Below are 18,129 nucleotides of genomic sequence, written 5' to 3' on the forward strand. Positions count from 1 at the left end.
TTTGCATTATCGCAGTCTAACAGGCAGCAAGCCCCACTGAGTGAAGCTCCGCTTTATCTATTCAGCAATTTAAAAATGGCATCTGACATTGCATCAATAAACTCAGGCTGAGAATTCGGCATTTCAGGGCGGTAATAGCTTGCTCCCAGCTCATCAGTGACAACTTTGCATTCATAATCGTTATCGTACAGCACTTCAAGATGATCCGACACAAAACCTACAGGTGTGTACACGAATGCTTTGTAGCCTTTATTTTCATAAAGATCTCTTGTCAAATCCTGCACATCAGGCCCAAGCCATGGCTCAGGTGTGTTTCCTGCACTTTGCCAGCCGACAGCATAGTTGTTGACACCAGCCTGTTCGGCTATGAGGTCAGCTGTTTCCTGCAGCTGGTGCGGATATGGATCTCCGGATTGCAGGATTTTTTCCGGCAAACTATGTGCAGAAACAATTAACACTGCAGAATCTTTTTCGTCAGCAGGCATTTTATCGAAGGTTTCTTTTACCCGATCAGCCCAATATTTAATAAACTTAGGCTCTTTATACCAGCTTTCAACTGACGTTATTTCAAGGCCGCCAAGCTTTTCAGCCTCTTCCTTGGCTCGGCCGTTATATGATTTCACGCTGAAGGTTGAGAAATGAGGTGCAAGAACAATGCTTACAGCTTCCTCAATCCCATCTTCATGCATTTGTTTAACCGCATCTTCTATGAAAGGTTCAATATGCTTCAATCCAATATACATTTTGAATTCATACTCGTCCTGAATTTCATTTAAATGCTGCTCAAGCTTTTCAGCCTGATCTTTAGTAATTTCTGCAAGCGGCGATATTCCGCCGATCGCTTCATACCTGCTTCTTAAATCTTCAAGCATTTCCTCAGAAGGCTTTCTTCCTCTGCGGATATGTGTATAGTAACGCTCAATGTCTTCTTCCTTATAGGGAGTTCCATAAGCCATTACAAGTAAACCCATTCTTTTTTTACCCATGTCATCCACCTCAAATTCTGTCTCCAGTTTTTATTGTGCCAAAAAACAAATCGATTACCAAAACTAATGCTCATAGCAATATGCAAGTGCAGCCTGCTATCGCTTTAAGCCAGCCGGAGGCTACTTGCTTAATTTTGAGGCAGAGTATTCGTGAATAAAAGCAGTCAATTTCTTTAATGTATCAGGATTAACCTCTGGGAAAACACCGTGTCCAAGGTTGAAAATATAACCCGGCTGAGCCATTCCCTGATCAAGAATAGCTTTTGCTTTTTCCTCGATAACCTCCCAAGGGGCAAGGAGAATCGCAGGGTCAAGATTACCCTGAACTGTTTTGGTGATGCCTTTTGCCCTGGCTTCCTGAATCGGAAGTCTCCAATCAAGCCCCACTACATCGAGCGGCAGATCATGCCACTCCAGTGCAAGATGGCTTGCGCCTACACCGAACATGATCAGAGGAACATTCTCTTCTTTCAGGGCAGAGAAAATGCGATTCATTACCGGCTTGATAAAATAGCGGTAATCTTCCACATTCAAGGCACCAACCCATGAATCGAAAATCTGGATGGCTTTTGCACCTGCTTTGACTTGGGACTTCACGTAGGTAATAGTCATTTCTCCAAGCTTATCCATTAATGCAAACCAGGCTTCAGGCTCTGCATACATAAATGCTTTTGTTTTGTTGTAATTCTTTGATGGACCGCCTTCAATCATATAACTGGCAAGAGTAAACGGAGCACCTGCAAAACCGATAAGAGGAACAGTCAGCTGTTCTTGAGTAAGAAGCTTAATAGTATCCAGGACATATGGAACATCCTCTTCCGGATTGATTTCACCAAGCTTCTCTACGTCTGCTTTGGAACGGATTGGATTTGATATAACAGGGCCGATTCCTGATTTAATTTCCACATCCACCCCAATGGCTGGAAGCGGTGACATAATGTCTTTATAAAGAATGGCAGCATCATTGTTATACTGCTCTACCGGCAGCCTTGTTACATAAGCACAAAGCTCAGGCTGGTGTGTAATTTCGAATAGGGAGTACTTTTCTTTAATTGCTCTATACTCCGGCTGTGAGCGGCCGGCCTGGCGCATGTACCATACAGGAACATGCTCTGTCTGTTCTCCTCTTGCTGCTTTCAGAAATGTATCATTAAATGAGTTCGTCATTAAATTTTTATCCACCTTTCAAGACTTGTCTGCGTATTATTGTAATATATATGTAAGCAAATTAGAAATCTCGAATATCTATCCTTTATGACTATATCCTTTTTTCTCTGTTTTTGTATAGATATGAACACCAAATGTCAAAAAATTGACGTTTTTAACTGTTTAAATAAGGGAAAATTGAAGATTGTAAGGATATAAGCACAATATAAAAATATTTTAAATAATGAACACTATAAAAATTATCCAAGTGGAGTGAAAAAAATGAAGCTTTATATGGCCAGAGGAACTTACGATTTTTTGAAGAAAATAGAGGAAAAGCAACCCGATGAAAACATGGTTACAATGCAGAATACGGATAGTGCTTTATTAATTCATGAAACTTCAGGCGCCTCCATCTTTAAGGAGCCCCGTTCCTATGAAGTAATCGATTCTTCCGGAACCTTCTCGGGCGCAGGATTTGCCGTTCTGAATAATGTACCTGTTACAGATGAAGGCAGGCCGCTATTTGAGCACCGGCTGAAAAACAGGGCAGGGCTTATCGAAAATGTACCGGGATTTATGGCTATCCGTGTCCTGCGGCCTCTTGAATCCAACACATATGTCACCCTGACTCTATGGCAGGATGAAAAGTCATTTAAAAACTGGCAGAATTCCAAAGCATATGAAAAAGCACATGAAAAGCGCGGAACGGAGAGCGGCATTGATAAGACACCGAACATTTTTTCCAGCGCACCATATATGACTCAATATTATATCCCTGAAGAAGAGTAACAAGAAGCATGCTGGACCTGGAAGTTCAATTGTATCTTTCTTATTGTAAAAAAGGATGAGCTATTACTACTCATCCTTTTTCCGCCTGTTTTTTTATAATTCCGTTTCGGTTGGCGTAAACGGCTGCCTGTGTACGGTCTGTAACGCCCAGTTTACTGAGGATATTGCTTACGTGGGTTTTGACGGTTTTGATCCCAATGAACAATTCCTCACTGATTTCCTGGTTTGTCATCCCTTCCCCAATGCAGAGCAGGACATCAAACTCCCTTTCAGTTAAATCATCATGAGGCTTTTTCTCTTTTTCTCTGAAACGGCTTACCATTTTCCCCGCAACCTTTGATTCAATGACAGGCTCACCCTGCGCAGCTTTCTTAATGGCATTCACAACTTCAGCAGCATTGGCCGTTTTCAGCATATAGCTGAAGGCACCCGCTTCAATGGCCGGAAAAACTTGTTCATCATCGTAAAAGCTGGTTATAATAATAATCCTGCACTCAGGGTAACTTTTTAAAATCTCCCTTGTCGCTTCAATTCCGTTCCCATTTTCCATCAGGAGATCCATCAAAACGATTTCCGGCCGCTCTTTCAGTACAAGCTTTACAGCTTCATTCCCACTGCCTGCTTCCCCAATGATCTCTATGCCGGACTCAGTAGCCAAATAAGAAATAATGCCCCTTCTTACCATTTCATGATCATCCACAACTGCTATCCTGATCATTTCAGCCTCTCCCCTTTTGCCGGAATTTTAATATCTATATAAGTTCCTTCGTTTTCTTTGGATCGTATTTTGAATATTCCGCCAACTTCTTCACAGCGTTCCCTCATAGTTTTCAGTCCGTATGAAGTGATTCTCTCTTTATGAGGATTAAACCCTTTTCCATTATCAGCAATAAAAAGAAAGATGTTATCATCCTCTTCCGTTAGGGTTACTCTGATCTTTCCTGCATCCGCATGACGGAGCACATTTGATAAAGCCTCCTGGACAATCCTGAATAAATGCTCTTCCGCTGCTTTAGAAATGTTTTCGATCTCATCAATACTTGCATGGAATTCAATGTTTGTCTTTGCCTTTAACTCCTGTATCAGCTTAATAATACCATCGCAAAGTCTGTCATTACTCAGCTGAACAGGCCTAAGATGGAGGAGAAGCGCTCTCATTTCCCCCTGGGCTTTCGCAGCGATTTCAGAGATTTCATTTAACTGTTCTCTCGCTTTATCACTATCCAAATCAAAAACTCTCAGGGCTGCTGAAGACATCATACTTAATGCGAAAAGCTGCTGGCTCACTACATCATGCAGATCCCTGGCCAGGCGCTGTCTTTCTTCCATTACAGCTGCTGAATGGGCTGTTTGTGCCAATGCAGACTTTTCATCGGCAAGCCGCTGCATGAAAAAAACCTGCTCCTGAATATTTTCGGCCAGCTGATTCAGTTCATCTGATATTAATCCTATTTCATCTTTTTCATAAGATTCCATCCGATCAGCATACTTGCCGCTTCTTAAGGTCGAAACAAATAATAAAATATCACCGAGCCGCCCTTTTATTAAGTAGCTGCCCTTGAGCCCAAAATAGGCACCCGTAAGGAGTAATACCGTTAAAACATACAAAAACAGCCAAAATGTGCTCTTTATAGTCAATGGTGATCCAGAATTATAAAATAGATAGACCTGCAATCCGACAAAAAAGATTAATGAACTTATAATGGCCATCATAATAAAGCTCTGCACAAACCAATACCTGATTCCGCTTTTTCTCATCTTATACCCCTATACTTTATCGATCCGAATGGATCCAATTTTTACTTGTACAGCGATTTTCAGCTTTCTGGATGCTTCATCATAACCAGGTGACTTATAGTGAAGGGTTCGATTGATGTCACTTGTCTTTTGATCAAATATGCGGATGTCTCCTATATTAATATTTGACTGGATCATTACCGGAATGTTTTCGGGGATGATCATTTTCACATCGCCAATCCACCCTCTCACAATGACAGGCGTCTCTTTCTCCGGGATGAAAGCTTTGCTGAAATCGATAAAATAATCACCGATCATTGTATATAAATCCATCGGCTCGAGAGACCAATTCGGCTGTTTAAAATCCACATCGCCAATTGAAAAGCCTCTTATATTTTTTAGCGGCTGAGGGCTTTCATATTTTGAGATATTAATGACTTTTTTCTCAGCTGCACCTTTGTCTTTCCCATAGATATCTGCCGGAAACTCCTGTTCAAAATGTATCTTTAAACGATCTTTTTTCAATAGAATATTAATGCCGATGAAAATAAGAAACAGGGGCCAGAGTTTCCAGATTTCCATAAACCTGAATTCAATTATTCCGAAACGATCAAGGATTAATAGCAATGAAAATACAATTAGAAATAACCCTGTAAACATCCCGCTCCGGCTTTTCTTCAGTATGTATGACAGCAGATAATAAAAACCGGCAGCCATCAGGATAAAGGGGTAAATTACGACAAAAACCTCTTTTATTTCCAAGGAAATGACACCTATGTTCATAAGAAGAAGCAAAACCCCAATAGCTGATAAAGTTATCGCGAAGATTATTTGATTAACGGACCTGTATCTCATAGGCTTTCCCTTCCCTCTTTTCTCCTATTCTTGTATTCGCTAGTGCAAAAACATTTTCCTCCTGTACATTCATTTTATCAGTCAGCAATTCTATTGAAACATCCCCCGGTGTGTTTCAGCCTCCTCCTCTGGACGGATTCAATTCATATCACCATTTATTTCATTCCATCATATTCTGTACTACATTCCGAATCGGGTGATTCGCCTAAACCGGCGCTTCTCTTATGGAATTTTGAAAGGGGGAAAATTAAGTGGGAGTTGAGTTAACAGCCATCCATTGGATATATGTTCTTTTTATTCTCTTCATCATTGGCTTCATGGTTATGAAGAGAGATACAACTCTTGTCTGTATTGCGGGCATCTTTTTAATTGCCATTACAGCTACCGGCTCCTTAAGCGGTTCAATCAGCAGTATTTTTAACAGCTTTATATTTGCGATAACAGAACTTCTTTCCACTATACTGGTCATTTCCATTATAGTGGCCATGAGCCGGACACTGACCACAACCGGAATTAATGATGTCATGATCTCTCCTTTTACCAGATTAATCAGAACACCGGCACTTGCCTACTGGACGATCGGAATTTTGATGATGGTCATCTCCTGGTTTTTTTGGCCATCTCCTGCTGTTGCCTTAATGGGGGCCGTCCTTCTTCCCGTAGCCATCCGGGTAGGATTACCTGCTCTGGGTGTGGCAATGGCCATGAACCTGTTCGGTCATGGCATCGCACTATCCGGAGATTTTATTATCCAGGCTGCCCCGAAGTTAACTGCCGACGCGGCAGGTCTTCCTGTAGGCGAGGTCATATCAGCCAGTGTTCCGCTTGTTATTATTATGGGTGCAGTCACGACTATAACCGCTTTTTATCTTATCAAGAGAGATATGAAAAGCGGCAAGCTGACTGCAGATACTGGGCTTACTGGGGATACACCAGCTGAACTTCAGGCTGATGCCAGTCAAAAACATCGGCTTTCACTTAAACAAAAACGTTTTTTTGCGTTATTAATTCCAATCTTATTTGCTGCTGATGTAACAGCCATGTTTGCGTTAGATCTTCAGGGCGGTGACGCAACCGCTTTGGTAGGCGGTACATCGATATTTATTCTCCTTCTGATAACGCTCGCCGCCCATCGGAATAGGGGCCTTGAAAAAACTACAGCCTATTTAGTTGAAGGCTTCCAATTTGGATTTAGAGTATTTGGTCCTGTCATTCCAATTGCAGCTTTCTTTTATCTGGGGGACGCTGGATTTTCTAAGATGATAGGAGACTTTTTGCCAAAGGGCTCTCATGGAATTGTTAATGATCTTGGAGTGGGGTTAGCATCTGTTGTCCCTTTAAGCAAAGAGGTAGGCGCCATTACACTGACTATCGTTGGAGCCATTACGGGGCTTGATGGTTCCGGTTTTTCCGGCATCTCACTTGCCGGCTCCATTGCAAATCTATTTGCGACAGCTATCGGCACAGGTGCGGCAACCTTAACGGCCCTCGGGCAGGTAGCTGCCATCTGGGTAGGCGGTGGCACTTTGGTTCCCTGGGCTCTTATACCTGCAGCCGCAATCTGCAATGTAGATGCTTTTGAACTGGCCCGACGGAACCTGCTTCCGGTCACAATTGGTTTAATCGTGACAACTATTGCAGCCATGTTCCTCATCTAAAACAACAAAGAGACTATCGGCGATAGTCTCTTTGGCTGTTAAGCTGATTCTCTCTTATATGATTTCCTTCTGAACATTGACTTTAAGGCCGCGTAAAGGGAAATTGATATGAATACCCAAATATAGCCTGCTGCAAATCCTGCTGCAATATCAGAAGGATAATGTACACCCATCACGATCCGGCTGATCCCCATTAAAAAAATCCAAATGCCGGCTATAATCCCCGCGATCCATTTCGCTGACGCTTTCTTCAGCTCGGTAATGATAAAATAGGCTATAATCGTATACAAAATCATCCCAATCATCGCGTGCCCGCTCGGAAAGCTGAGACTTGCCACATCAACCAGATGCTCCTGATCAGGGCGCGGCCTTCCAACAGACTCTTTAAGCCACTTATTTACTTCATTTCCCGCTGCAACAGCAAAAACAACAGCTGCCATCGCCTCATAATTCCTATACTTGAACCAAAGCAGCGCTAAGAAAGCCAATGTAATAATCCCTACACCGATTTTACTCCCCATATTGTCCATGGCTTCAAAAAATGGATGGGTGCTTTCAGAAAATAATCCTGTAAAGAATTTTGACAAATAACGGTCAAAATCAAGAGGTTGTCCGTTAGATACGGCAACAAGAAAATATAGAAAAATTGATGCGGATACAGTCAGGAAAAAATATGTCCATTTAGATTTAAGCATTTCCAATCCTACTAATACCTCCCATTTTGGTCTTAATTTATAGTATCATCTCTACTTCACTTTTATTATGGTAATTTTGCATAAAAAAACATTTTCCCTTTATCCCATTAAAGAATGTTATAATAATGGAAAAATTACATCGATAGGAGAGGAAATCATGTCTGAATCACTATTTAAAAAACTGGAAAGCTATTACGATGAAATGGTCTCCATCCGGCGCTATCTTCATCAGAATCCTGAAGTATCCTTTAAGGAAGAAAAGACCGCTCACTATATCAAAACCTTTTATGAAAATCTGGGAATTGAAGTCCGGAGCCATGTAGGGGGAAATGGAGTGGTTGCCAGAATTCATGGCAGCAAACCAGGAAAGACCATCGCTTTAAGAGCCGATTTTGATGCACTTCCGATCCAGGATGAAAAGGATGTCCCATATAAATCATTGATCCCTGGTGTAATGCATGCTTGCGGACATGATGGACACACGGCCACTTTACTTGTACTGGCGAAGGCGCTCAATGAACTTCGCGATGAATTAGAAGGTACATATGTAATGATTCACCAGCACGCCGAGGAATATGCCCCGGGCGGAGCAATTTCGATGATCAAAGATGGCTGCCTTGAGGGTGTCGATGCCATTTTTGGAACTCATCTGTGGGCATCAGAACCAACAGGGAAGATCCAATATCGGGTTGGCCCATTTATGGCGGCAGCAGACAGATTTGAAGTTACCATCCAAGGAAAAGGCGGGCACGGAGCACAGCCTCACAAAACGAAAGATGCAATAGTAACTGCCTCCCAGCTGGTTGTCAATCTTCAGCAAATCGTCAGCAGAAAAGTAAATCCAATTGACTCTGCTGTTGTAACAGTTGGCTCTTTCGTAGCTGATAACGCATTTAATGTAATTGCAGATAGAGCAAAATTGATTGGTACTGTCCGCACATTTAACGAGGATGTCCGCACTAATATCGAAGAGGAAATCGAGCGCATTGTCAAAGGAACATGCTACACAGCAGACAGTGACTATGAGTATCGGTTCCACAGAGGCTACCCTGCAGTTATAAATCATAAAAGGGAGACTGAATACCTGGCTGAACTGGCTGGGAAAATTGATGAAGTCAAATGGACAGAAGAGACAGACCCTGAAATGGGGGGTGAAGATTTCGCATACTATCTGCAGCATGTGAAAGGCACCTTCTTCTTTACCGGGGCAAGACCTGAAAATACATCAGAAAATTACCCGCACCACCACCCCAAATTTGATATTGATGAAAAAGCCATGCTAATCGCAGCAAAAACACTGGGAACAGCAGCTTTAAACTATCATAGCTATCAGGAAAGCAAGGACTCTGTAGAAGTAGGACAATAAGAAGAAATTCGAGTGTAAGTTAAAAACAGCCCCAAGCCTAATCAGGCCTTGGGGCTGTTTTTAATATCCGCAGACGATAAGCATTTTTAGCGGTTTCACCTAAGTGGTCAAGCAAATTATAGTTTGCATACGCCCCGACAGCAGCACCTATACCCGGCACCAGCTGGAGCATTTTGACAAAGTCGATATAATCCCGGTATTCCTGCTGAAATACCTTCCAGTCCATGTCACCCAATGTTTCTTTCCTGTCATCCCATTCTTCAACCAGCTTCAGCGTTTCTTTCCTTTTATCATCACTGGAAAAAGCGAGCTGAAAAACGTGGAGGAGAAACAGGCGTTCTTCATATTCATTTGTGTTAAATCCATAGATGGAAGCAGTTTCAAAAAGAAATTTCATCTTAATGCTCAGCAGTAATGGAAAATCAGCAATGCCAAGGAGAATTCCCCCTGCCCCGGTTCCTGCACCTTCGACAGCAGCTGTTTTGCGGTAAGCTGCAACCTTCTCTTCAAGCATGTGATCCATCATTTCCAGGCTGCGGCCGGCAGATTGTTTTTTTCTGGTGAGTGCATTTGATCCAATCAAAGTGGCCTTTACCATATTCTTTATGCTGTCTGTGATTATTTGATGAGCTTTTTCAGGTATTATACTATTTACCTTTGTTTGAGCTTTTTTGGAAAGGCGATTCAGCATACTGGAACGCTTGTTAATCCGTCTCTTCCATTCATCAATTTCTTTATTTGCCTTTAATTCATACTCCTTCATTTTTCTACCTGCCTTTTTTCCAGGATGACTCTATATACGCACAAAAGACAGCAATAGTTTCATTTTAAGCACGGCTGCCAGACAGCCGTTTCTGAATATAGATATGAGTATATACGTATGCAAATAAAACTCCAACGGCTAAAGCCAATAGCGAGGCCAGCCATCCGCCATTTGCCAGTACAGCAAGCGATAAAAAGAATGCCTGAACATAAAGGATTCCTGTCAGCAGCTGTTTAAAGGACTTCTCCTGTATATTCCCTTTAACCGGATATAAATTCACCCACAGCTTATCCTGATGGTGGTTCCATAAGGGCAGCAGCTGAAATCCGGTTAGGTACATGAATAACGGCACAAGCAGGATTTGTCCCATACCATACGAAATTAAATAAATTGCTCCAGCACCAATAATGGTTAAACGAATGAATAAACCGAAGTAATCACCGGAACGGAGAAATGTACGGACATAAAGGTTTTTAAAAGTTGCATCCTGTTTAAATGGGATCCCTGAAAACAGCCAATCAAGCCACTTCCGTCTTTTTACGCGGTCTTTCAGCTTTGGAACATCTGTAAACATATTGGCCAGCCTGTAGAAGGATGTCATTCTTCTCTCTTCCTGATCAATCAAATATTCCCATTTCAGCCCTTTATCCCTGGATTTCATGGTAAAGAACAAATACAGCAGGATCAGCAGCACACCTGCTGCCAGCATAAAAATGGGGGAAGCACCGCTAAAAAGAAAATATAAAAACACAGCGTTAACAGCATAACGGACACATGCATCCAGTATGTGTACGCTTGTTTCGATATAATATTGTATCTTCCAACGTATCAGTAAATTGATCATTTTTAGAGTCAGCAGAATCAGCAGAAAGGGTAAAAACACTTTAAAATTGCCATCATTCACCGCTGCATACAAGGGCAATGAAACTCCCAGCCCCATAACAAGGAGATATGAATGTACAAAAAAGCTGACTGCCATCGAACGTCTGAAATAACCTGAAAGCCTGTCTTCAAGCGGCAGCAGAAAAATTTTATCTGCTTCAGAAAAAAATGTATAAATCGGGCTGTATGTAACCAGGAGAGCTAAGATGATTGCTATAACCGCAGCAGCAGGAAAATCACCGGGCAGGGTTTTTATCCACTCCTGATAATAAAAAGCTGCAGTTCCCAGAAGAAACACCATGACAATGACAATATGGCCATTAAAGATATAACGGAGATAGCGGGAAAGCTCTTTGACTGTCCTCCCGAATCTCTCCTTCCATAATTGTTTTTCATCAAACATAATCTTCTTCCTTTGTGAGCTGGATATATAAATCATCTAGGGTTGCTCCCGGCATTGCAAATTGCTGCTGCAGCTCCGCTAAAGTTCCCTTCGCCCTTACTTTGCCTTCATGTAAAATCACAAAACGATCACAATACCTTTCAGCCGTCGCCAGAATATGGGTGGACATAAGAATACCGGCACCGCTCTCTTTCATTTTCTTCATCAAATCGAGAAGTGACTGGATGCCAAGCGGGTCCAGACCTACAAATGGTTCATCAACAATGTATAATGACGGCTGCACCAAAAAAGCGCACATGATCATTACTTTCTGCTTCATCCCTTTAGAAAAATGAGCTGGAAACCATTTCAGCCTTTTTTCCATTCTGAATTCCTTCAGCAGTGTTTCTACTCTTTGTTTATACTCTGTTTCAGGCAGACCGTATGCCATGGCTGTAATACGCAAATGCTCTTCGAGTGTCAGTTCATCATACAAAATCGGGGTTTCCGGAACAAAAGTGAATTGCTTGCGATATCCTTCCTTATCCTTAAGGAATTGCATGCCATTAATCGATATTTCGCCCTCCTTCGGTTCCATTAAGCCAATTACATATTTGATGGTCGTACTTTTTCCGGCTCCATTAAGGCCAATCAGGCCGACGATTTCATTTTCACCCACTTCAAAGGAGACATCCTTTAAGACCGGGTTTCTCGTATAGCCGCCGGTAACGTTTTTAATTTCAAGCAGCGCCATTCTCAACGTCCTTCCTACTATGTATAAGTCCATTGTAAAAAAAGCCAAAGTAAATTGTCCAGTTTGGGCAAAATTCCTGTATATAAATTTCGGGGCGGGACATTCTAATCTATGAAGGGGAAACAAATCATTTGAACATCATTCAGATGATCAAAACTTGAAATGAGGTGTCTGTCGCAGACAGTTTCCTTTCAGTATAAGCTTCAAACGTTCCTAATAAGGGGATGGTTGCATTGCACATGAAACCTGATGATCTTAAACACTTGATCGCTTTACCCGAAAGTGGTCACTAAGTCATTTTTTAAATGAGGTGTTTGTTAAAGACTATCATCCATGCTTTATACGCCTGTAAAAGCTTATAAAGAAAATAAGGGGATGGTCCGATTGAACAAAGATCGATTTTCTCTAGATATGAACACAATTCATTCATAAATGAGGTGTTTGTTAAAGAGAATTTACCTGAAGTAGAAACGTACCAATAGAAGCTTCCCCTTCACGAAGGCAGGATTCCAAGCGGATCCTGCCTTTTATTTTATGGATAATACTATCCATCCACTTTTGCTTTTTTGTTTTTTGGAGGATATGGTAGAATTGTGAAAAAGAAATTTGGTTAGGAGCTGACATAATGAACGATTGTATTTTCTGTAAAATAATCAATGGCGAGATTCCTTCAGCCAAAGTTTTTGAAAATGACCATGTGATGGCATTTCTGGATATAAGCCAGGTCACAAAAGGGCATACACTTGTCATTCCGAAAGTACATAAAGAAAACTTGTATGAGATGGATGCTGAAACAGCCCGGAACTATTTCGAAGCTGTGCCGGAGATTGCCAGAGCCATCAAGGCCGAATTCGATCCAATTGGCCTGAATTTAATTAATAACAACGGTGAACACGCCGGGCAGACCGTTTTCCATTTCCACTCCCATCTTATTCCCCGTTATGGTGATGGAGATGGCTTAGGGGTTGTGTGGAAATCACATCAATCTGATTACTCAGCAACAGATCTCAAGGAAATCTCTGATGCCATAAAAAAACATCTGTAACCCTTTGATCCTCCTGTTTCTGCAGGGAGGATTTTTTTCTCCAATTTTTCAAAATGTTCATTTTTTTCTCTGTACAAATCAATATAATTTGTTAACATATTAACTATCTTTATTTCTTCACAGCGTTATAGTGAATTGATTTTATATTTGGAGGGAGAAAAATGTACCGTGCTCTAAATTTTAATGCAGGCCCCGCAGCCCTGCCGGAAGAGGTATTAAAAGAAGCGGAAAAAAGTTTGCTGAACTTCGGCAATACAGGAATGGGCATTATGGAGCTGAGCCATAGAAGCAAGGAATATCAGGCAGTACATGATCAGGCAATCACACGCTTAAGAAGGCTGCTGGCCATCCCGGATGACTTTGAAGTGCTATTTATTCAGGGCGGGGCCAGTCTCCAGTTTTCCATGGTGCCGATGAATCTGCTGGGAAAAGACCAGGCAGCCCATTATGTTCTTAGTGGTTCATGGTCAGAAAAGGCTATAAAAGAAGCAGATAAAATCGGCGAAACTGTCATTTCTGCCTCCAGCAAGGATCATAAATACAGCTTTATCCCCGAATTTAGTCAAGATGATATGCCGGACAATGCTGCCTATCTTCATATTACAAGCAACAATACAATTTACGGCACACAATGGCAAAGCTTTCCTTCAAATAAAAAAACACCCGTAGTGGCAGATATGTCAAGCGATATTTTAAGCCGTCCATTGAAAGTAGATCAATTTGATTTGGTCTATGCCGGTGCCCAGAAAAATCTCGGCCCTTCCGGTGTAACAGTAGTCATTATCCGAAAAGAACTATTAAAAAGATCTTCTGAAACGCTCCCTGTAATGCTGAATTACAATACATTTGCCAATAACAACTCTTTATATAACACACCTCCTACTCTTTCAATCTATTTACTGTCACTTGTGCTTCAGTGGGCAGAGCAGATAGGCGGCCTTCAGCAGATTGAAAAGGCCAATGAGAGGAAGGCAAAAATGCTCTATGATGTTATTGATGAAAGTGAAGGCTTTTACATAGGACATGCCCAAAAAAACAGCAGGTCCCGTATGAATGTCACTTTTAATCTTCATAGCGAGGACCTCTCCAGGGAATTTCAGAAACAGGCAAAAGAAGCAGGATTCGTCGGGCTTGGGGGGCACCGTTCTATTGGCGGCTGCCGCGCATCCATTTACAATGCTGTGCCAGAGCACCATGTTGAAAAGCTGGCCGCCTTTATGAAAGCTTTTAAAAATAATAATTAAAAAATATAGCACCTTTGAATTCCAGTGATATATGTTATAATGAGTTAAAGTTTTTCGCTGCAGGCAAAGAGTGCACTGCAGGAGAGACGACAGAGCTTAGTCAGAGAATAGCAGAGGAGAGATGAGAATTGAATACAAAAAATTTAGTGGCCTTATCCCTATTGGTCGGGATGGGCGCAGTGCTTCATGCCGTTGTTCCAGGGTTCTTTCTCGGAATGAAACCGGACATGATGCTTACCATGATGTTTTTAGGCATAATCCTTTTTCCAGACACCAGAAGCGTTTTGCTTTTAGGTTTAGTCACAGGCCTGATTTCCGGATTTACCACAACCTTTCCTGGAGGATTAATCCCGAATATCATTGATAAGCCGGTTACTGCATTCACCTTTTTCGCCTTGTTCCTGATCGTAAAGAAATTCAGGAAGAATATCGTCAGTGCAGCTGTCTTAACAGCAGCAGGAACAATTGTATCCGGAATAGTGTTTTTAACTTCGGCATACCTCATTGTCGGACTGCCAGGGCCTTTCACAGCATTATTTGCAGCAGTGGTACTTCCTGCAGCTGCAGTTAACACCACTGCAATGGTAATCCTTTATCCTGTAGCACAATCAATCGCAAACAGAACGAAGCTGACTAAAGTGACGATCAGCCAATAATTATACAGAAAGCCCGCAAATAAGCGGGCTTTTTTATTTGAAAACTATTTAGAAACTGCCGACAATCAGACCCAGCAGGAACAAAAACGCCCCGCCTGCCGCTAAAGCAGCCGCCCTTTTTTTAGAACATATTTCGGAGGATAGACTCCGGGTTTCTTTATTGAAAGGAAAAAATGGATACCTCCTAAAAACAGCACCACACTTAATGCAAAAATTCCCGCCGCTGCACCGGACAACATGCCTCCCCCTTTCGTAAAATACTTCTTCTATTGAATTGTATGCCTGTTTGCCGTGAGCTATGAGGATATGGTTTACTCTTATATGTTTTGTGATATAGATATAAATAGAACACTTTTCATTTTCAGCTTTAGAAAAATGAAGATTGTAGTAAAATAGACATATAAATAAGATTCTGAGGTGATGGTTATGAAAGCCAAATCGTTATTGCTTGGACTATTAGCTGGCGGTGCTGCAGCCGGCATATCCACCCTATTAACTGCACCTGCTCCTGGAAGGGATACCCGACGGCAGTTAAAAGAAAACACAAACCTTCTGAAAGAGCAGCTTTTAGAATTAAAAACCGAATTGATGGCCATAAAGGATTCCGCTTCATTTGCTTCTAAGGAAGGTAAAACAGCCTTTAAGGAATTCTCAAGTGACATCAAATATTCAATCAGCAATTGGAAAAACGAGATTCTTCCCCATCAGCACAGGCTGCAGCGTGAATTGCAGGAAATTGAAGCAGCCATACACGAACTTGAAACAAATATAAAATAAATAAAAAAACCCTTCTTTTTTCTTTGGTTAAAAAGAAGGATTTTTTTATTTTTGAACGAAAACTAATATATTATTAAAATGCTTCAAATTTTTTTAAAACTTTAAATTGGCTTTCATCCCTTGACCTTAAGCCTTTTGTAGAAATATTTAATTATATTTCTAAAAATTTTGTAAATTTATATCTTTATTAATTTTTGTTTTATTGGCATAATGATACTATAAAAGAAAAATAAACTTCCGGCTGAATAGCCAGAATAATTAATTTTACAAAGTAGGTGAACTTTTGAATGTCGGACAAAGCAATTTCTATAAAGGAAGCAATGATTTTCAGCCAGCGAGTGGCACAGCTGAGTAAAGCCCTGTGGAAGTCTATAGAAAAAGATTGGCAGCAATGGATTAAACCCTACGATTTAAACATTAATGAACATCATATTTTATGGATTGCCTATCATTTAAACGGAGCATCGATTTCCGATGTTGCCAAGTTTGGTGTAATGCATGTTTCAACTGCATTCAACTTCTCCAAAAAGCTTGAAGAACGGGGTTTTCTTCAATTTTCTAAGAAAGAGAGCGATAAACGAAATACCTATATTAAATTGACTGAGGATGGCGAAAAGGTATTATTAAGTCTTATGGAAACCTATTCACCTGAAAAAAACGCCGTGTTCTCTGGTGCAATGCCACTAAGAGAGCTTTATGGAAAATTTCCTGACATTATCGAAATCATGGCAATAGTCCGTAATATATATGGTGACGATTTCATGGAAATCTTTGAAAAATCTTTTGCAAACCTTGAAAATCAATTTGATGAAGATGAGGGCAAATTAAAGAAAAAACAAGCAGAAAAGGAACTTGTTTAATTAAAAAAGTTCCTTCCATCAATATGTAAACCCTTACAAAGCGAATCACATGCATTCGCTTTGTATTTATGAAAACGGTTGCTCACCGCTTCACATTGGTTTCATTTTAGTAAAGTTTTTATTCGACAAAATCTGTTTGTTTTCCCTATTGATTTTTTTATTTATTCATCGTAAAGTATCATAAGTGAGTTTGAAAGATTACTATTTTACTCCTTGTGGAGGTATTTTTATGATGAATTGCTGGAAGACGATTAACTTCACGAAGCAATATGGATCGCAGAGACTTTTTATTTTGTCTTCCTTAACTATGCTGGCTACTTTCATATTTACATATGTTCCTGCAACGTATGTATTTATGCCGGGTTCCTTTTACGATAATTATTTCATTTTCTTTGCAGCGGGACTATGGCTGATGTACCCAGTCCATAAGCTGCTTCACTATCTTCCGATTGCACACCTTGGAATAATCGTAAAAAAACAGCTGATAATTAAATATGGATTTATGCCAATTATATATATTCGAATAACGGAGCCTATTTCAAAACGGCTTTTCTTGACTGCCACTCTGGCCCCTATGTTCATTATAAACAGCCTGATTCTGGCTGCTTGCTTTGTTTTTCCTCATTATGTACATTATTTAGTCATTCTGTTTGCTTTCCATGCAGGCCTGTCTTTTTCTGACATTGTCTGCGCAAAAAACGTCCTTTATGCTCCAAATCAATCTTTTGTAGAAGAAAATGAAGATGGATTTGAGATTTTACTTCGTTCGAACCATTAGCAAAAATCCCGGGTATCCTGACAAAGGATACCTTTTACTTACCTGACAGGCAATCTTAAATACTATCTTTTTTTTGTGAACTTTGTTATTGTAATTAACAGACAAAACATGTTACAGCAATCATATGACTGCCCAAGGAGGGAATCTTGGATGATCTCCATCTTTATTATTTTTGCCGTTTTTATTTTATTTTATATCAACAAGATGACAAATTCACTTTGTCTCCAAAAAGAGATTCCTGAGGAACGGCAGCCCAAAGTATTCAGAACCATTAATATTCTTATCACCATATTGCTAATCTCTTCATTTGTAGAAATCTTGTATGCTTAGGATATCCTGAGCGCTCTTACCATGAGCAAAAGCGGCGGAAAATTTCCGCCGCTTTTTATATTGTGAAGGTTTTTATCTTAGTAAAGCCAAGATGCTCCTATGATGATCAGCAAAATGAATAACACGACAATTAGCGCAAAACCTCCGCCGTATCCGCTTCCTCCGGACATTTGGAATCCTCCTTTCGATTTGCGGCACAGAGCCCAGCAGATGGACTCTATACCCAAACTAGGCTTACAGCCAAGCTGCGCCTACAATTATCAATAAGATAAACAATACAACGATTAACGCGAAACCTCCGCCGTATCCTGCACCCATGGATAACACCTCCCCTTTAGGCTGCTACCATATCCTATTCATTTGCCTCTGTGGTCGGATAGGCTACTATCCCGGCTATCCAAACTTTTTTAGGCTGCTTGAATT

General features: G+C 40.9%; 21 protein-coding genes. 10 read left to right on the forward strand and 11 right to left on the reverse strand.

The window, feature by feature from the left end:
- Window positions 1-53: 53 nt before the first annotated feature.
- Both hemH and hemE read right to left on the reverse strand, forming a co-directional pair.
- Window positions 54-986 (reverse strand): ferrochelatase, encoded by a 933-nt coding sequence (gene hemH, locus LLY41_RS17350; RefSeq protein ID WP_095243835.1) that lies wholly within the window; start codon window positions 984-986, stop codon window positions 54-56.
- Between the two features lie 120 nt (window positions 987-1,106).
- The gene (gene hemE / locus LLY41_RS17355) at window positions 1,107-2,153 is read right to left on the reverse strand and encodes a uroporphyrinogen decarboxylase (protein WP_048010698.1); all 1,047 of its coding nucleotides are present in this window, start codon (window positions 2,151-2,153) and stop codon (window positions 1,107-1,109) included.
- Window positions 2,154-2,414: 261 nt separating this feature from the next.
- Between hemE and LLY41_RS17360 the strand changes: the two genes are divergently transcribed.
- A complete protein-coding gene (locus tag LLY41_RS17360) occupies window positions 2,415-2,924 on the forward strand; it encodes an antibiotic biosynthesis monooxygenase family protein (RefSeq protein ID WP_095243834.1) in 510 nt (169 codons plus the stop codon).
- Between the two features lie 70 nt (window positions 2,925-2,994).
- Here the strand turns inward: LLY41_RS17360 and LLY41_RS17365 are convergent, their stop codons facing one another.
- From LLY41_RS17365 to liaF, 3 genes are read right to left on the reverse strand one after another with little or no spacing between them, the layout of a single operon-like run.
- Window positions 2,995-3,642 carry a response regulator transcription factor gene (locus LLY41_RS17365; RefSeq protein WP_095243833.1) on the reverse strand — a complete coding sequence of 216 codons (648 nt, stop codon included), beginning with the start codon at window positions 3,640-3,642 and terminating at the stop codon, window positions 2,995-2,997.
- The gene (locus tag LLY41_RS17370) at window positions 3,639-4,682 is read right to left on the reverse strand and encodes a sensor histidine kinase (RefSeq protein WP_095243832.1); all 1,044 of its coding nucleotides are present in this window, start codon (window positions 4,680-4,682) and stop codon (window positions 3,639-3,641) included. The genes LLY41_RS17365 and LLY41_RS17370 overlap by 4 nt, the downstream gene beginning before the upstream one ends.
- 9 nt (window positions 4,683-4,691) lie before the next feature.
- Complete coding sequence (liaF, locus tag LLY41_RS17375) at window positions 4,692-5,423, reverse strand: cell wall-active antibiotics response protein LiaF (protein WP_304585962.1); 732 nt, start codon at window positions 5,421-5,423, stop codon at window positions 4,692-4,694.
- A 344-nt stretch (window positions 5,424-5,767) separates the two neighbouring features.
- Here liaF and LLY41_RS17380 point away from each other — a divergent pair, with 344 nt between their 5' ends.
- Window positions 5,768-7,174, forward strand: a complete 1,407-nt coding sequence (locus LLY41_RS17380) for a hypothetical protein (RefSeq protein WP_095243830.1) — start codon at window positions 5,768-5,770, stop codon at window positions 7,172-7,174.
- Between the two features lie 38 nt (window positions 7,175-7,212).
- Here LLY41_RS17380 and LLY41_RS17385 read toward each other — a convergent pair whose 3' ends face one another.
- Window positions 7,213-7,869, reverse strand: coding sequence for a phosphatase PAP2 family protein (locus tag LLY41_RS17385; RefSeq protein ID WP_286137253.1), 657 nt, complete (start codon window positions 7,867-7,869; stop codon window positions 7,213-7,215).
- A 157-nt stretch (window positions 7,870-8,026) separates the two neighbouring features.
- On the opposite strand from LLY41_RS17385, the gene LLY41_RS17390 reads away from it, so the two are divergent.
- On the forward strand, window positions 8,027-9,235 hold the full coding sequence (locus LLY41_RS17390; protein WP_095243828.1) for a M20 family metallopeptidase: 1,209 nt from the start codon (window positions 8,027-8,029) through the stop codon (window positions 9,233-9,235).
- A gap of 37 nt (window positions 9,236-9,272) precedes the next feature.
- On the opposite strand, the gene LLY41_RS17395 is transcribed toward LLY41_RS17390, so the two are convergent.
- From LLY41_RS17395 to LLY41_RS17405, 3 genes are all read right to left on the reverse strand, one after another.
- Complete coding sequence (locus LLY41_RS17395; RefSeq protein ID WP_304585963.1) at window positions 9,273-9,998, reverse strand: EcsC family protein; 726 nt, start codon at window positions 9,996-9,998, stop codon at window positions 9,273-9,275.
- Window positions 9,999-10,062: 64 nt separating this feature from the next.
- Window positions 10,063-11,283, reverse strand: a complete 1,221-nt coding sequence (locus LLY41_RS17400) for an ABC transporter permease (RefSeq protein WP_304585964.1) — start codon at window positions 11,281-11,283, stop codon at window positions 10,063-10,065.
- On the reverse strand, window positions 11,276-12,016 hold the full coding sequence (locus LLY41_RS17405) for an ABC transporter ATP-binding protein (RefSeq protein ID WP_304585965.1): 741 nt from the start codon (window positions 12,014-12,016) through the stop codon (window positions 11,276-11,278). Before LLY41_RS17405 ends, LLY41_RS17400 begins: the two co-directional genes overlap by 8 nt.
- Before the next feature lie 625 nt (window positions 12,017-12,641).
- Between LLY41_RS17405 and LLY41_RS17410 the strand changes: the two genes are divergently transcribed.
- From LLY41_RS17410 to LLY41_RS17440, 7 genes are all read left to right on the forward strand, one after another.
- Window positions 12,642-13,061, forward strand: coding sequence for an HIT family protein (locus LLY41_RS17410; protein ID WP_095243825.1), 420 nt, complete (start codon window positions 12,642-12,644; stop codon window positions 13,059-13,061).
- A 161-nt stretch (window positions 13,062-13,222) separates the two neighbouring features.
- Window positions 13,223-14,305, forward strand: coding sequence for a 3-phosphoserine/phosphohydroxythreonine transaminase (gene serC, locus LLY41_RS17415; RefSeq protein ID WP_304585966.1), 1,083 nt, complete (start codon window positions 13,223-13,225; stop codon window positions 14,303-14,305).
- 128 nt (window positions 14,306-14,433) lie between these two features.
- A complete protein-coding gene (locus tag LLY41_RS17420) occupies window positions 14,434-14,961 on the forward strand; it encodes a tryptophan transporter (RefSeq protein ID WP_304585967.1) in 528 nt (175 codons plus the stop codon).
- A 426-nt stretch (window positions 14,962-15,387) separates the two neighbouring features.
- The gene (locus LLY41_RS17425; protein ID WP_095243822.1) at window positions 15,388-15,738 is read left to right on the forward strand and encodes a YtxH domain-containing protein; all 351 of its coding nucleotides are present in this window, start codon (window positions 15,388-15,390) and stop codon (window positions 15,736-15,738) included.
- 287 nt (window positions 15,739-16,025) lie between these two features.
- On the forward strand, window positions 16,026-16,598 hold the full coding sequence (locus LLY41_RS17430) for an HTH-type transcriptional regulator Hpr (RefSeq protein ID WP_095243821.1): 573 nt from the start codon (window positions 16,026-16,028) through the stop codon (window positions 16,596-16,598).
- Between the two features lie 229 nt (window positions 16,599-16,827).
- Window positions 16,828-17,376, forward strand: coding sequence for a DUF3267 domain-containing protein (locus LLY41_RS17435; RefSeq protein ID WP_095243820.1), 549 nt, complete (start codon window positions 16,828-16,830; stop codon window positions 17,374-17,376).
- Window positions 17,377-17,526: 150 nt separating this feature from the next.
- A complete protein-coding gene (locus LLY41_RS17440; protein WP_009331432.1) occupies window positions 17,527-17,706 on the forward strand; it encodes a hypothetical protein in 180 nt (59 codons plus the stop codon).
- A gap of 77 nt (window positions 17,707-17,783) precedes the next feature.
- On the opposite strand, the gene LLY41_RS17445 is transcribed toward LLY41_RS17440, so the two are convergent.
- Both LLY41_RS17445 and LLY41_RS17450 read right to left on the reverse strand, forming a co-directional pair.
- The gene (locus tag LLY41_RS17445; RefSeq protein ID WP_035326930.1) at window positions 17,784-17,876 is read right to left on the reverse strand and encodes a YjcZ family sporulation protein; all 93 of its coding nucleotides are present in this window, start codon (window positions 17,874-17,876) and stop codon (window positions 17,784-17,786) included.
- A gap of 64 nt (window positions 17,877-17,940) precedes the next feature.
- On the reverse strand, window positions 17,941-18,024 hold the full coding sequence (locus tag LLY41_RS17450; protein WP_064503397.1) for a YjcZ family sporulation protein: 84 nt from the start codon (window positions 18,022-18,024) through the stop codon (window positions 17,941-17,943).
- Window positions 18,025-18,129 lie beyond the last annotated feature (105 nt).

The sequence above is a fragment of the Cytobacillus firmus genome, assembly GCF_023612095.1.
Lineage (GTDB): Bacteria > Bacillota > Bacilli > Bacillales > Cytobacillaceae > Cytobacillus.

Coding starts and splice junctions, on each gene's coding strand:
- LLY41_RS17450 (WP_064503397.1), bottom strand. CDS start 18,024: ATGGGTGCAGGATACGGCGGAGGTTTCGCGTTAATCGTTGTATTGTTT.
- LLY41_RS17410 (WP_095243825.1), top strand. CDS start 12,642: ATGAACGATTGTATTTTCTGTAAAATAATCAATGGCGAGATTCCTTCA.
- hemE (WP_048010698.1), bottom strand. CDS start 2,153: ATGACGAACTCATTTAATGATACATTTCTGAAAGCAGCAAGAGGAGAA.
- LLY41_RS17445 (WP_035326930.1), bottom strand. CDS start 17,876: ATGTCCGGAGGAAGCGGATACGGCGGAGGTTTTGCGCTAATTGTCGTG.
- serC (WP_304585966.1), top strand. CDS start 13,223: ATGTACCGTGCTCTAAATTTTAATGCAGGCCCCGCAGCCCTGCCGGAA.
- LLY41_RS17385 (WP_286137253.1), bottom strand. CDS start 7,869: ATGCTTAAATCTAAATGGACATATTTTTTCCTGACTGTATCCGCATCA.
- LLY41_RS17425 (WP_095243822.1), top strand. CDS start 15,388: ATGAAAGCCAAATCGTTATTGCTTGGACTATTAGCTGGCGGTGCTGCA.
- LLY41_RS17405 (WP_304585965.1), bottom strand. CDS start 12,016: ATGGCGCTGCTTGAAATTAAAAACGTTACCGGCGGCTATACGAGAAAC.
- LLY41_RS17400 (WP_304585964.1), bottom strand. CDS start 11,283: ATGTTTGATGAAAAACAATTATGGAAGGAGAGATTCGGGAGGACAGTC.
- LLY41_RS17395 (WP_304585963.1), bottom strand. CDS start 9,998: ATGAAGGAGTATGAATTAAAGGCAAATAAAGAAATTGATGAATGGAAG.
- hemH (WP_095243835.1), bottom strand. CDS start 986: ATGGGTAAAAAAAGAATGGGTTTACTTGTAATGGCTTATGGAACTCCC.
- LLY41_RS17430 (WP_095243821.1), top strand. CDS start 16,026: ATGTCGGACAAAGCAATTTCTATAAAGGAAGCAATGATTTTCAGCCAG.
- LLY41_RS17435 (WP_095243820.1), top strand. CDS start 16,828: ATGATGAATTGCTGGAAGACGATTAACTTCACGAAGCAATATGGATCG.
- LLY41_RS17440 (WP_009331432.1), top strand. CDS start 17,527: ATGATCTCCATCTTTATTATTTTTGCCGTTTTTATTTTATTTTATATC.
- LLY41_RS17390 (WP_095243828.1), top strand. CDS start 8,027: ATGTCTGAATCACTATTTAAAAAACTGGAAAGCTATTACGATGAAATG.
- LLY41_RS17370 (WP_095243832.1), bottom strand. CDS start 4,682: ATGAGAAAAAGCGGAATCAGGTATTGGTTTGTGCAGAGCTTTATTATG.
- LLY41_RS17365 (WP_095243833.1), bottom strand. CDS start 3,642: ATGATCAGGATAGCAGTTGTGGATGATCATGAAATGGTAAGAAGGGGC.
- LLY41_RS17360 (WP_095243834.1), top strand. CDS start 2,415: ATGAAGCTTTATATGGCCAGAGGAACTTACGATTTTTTGAAGAAAATA.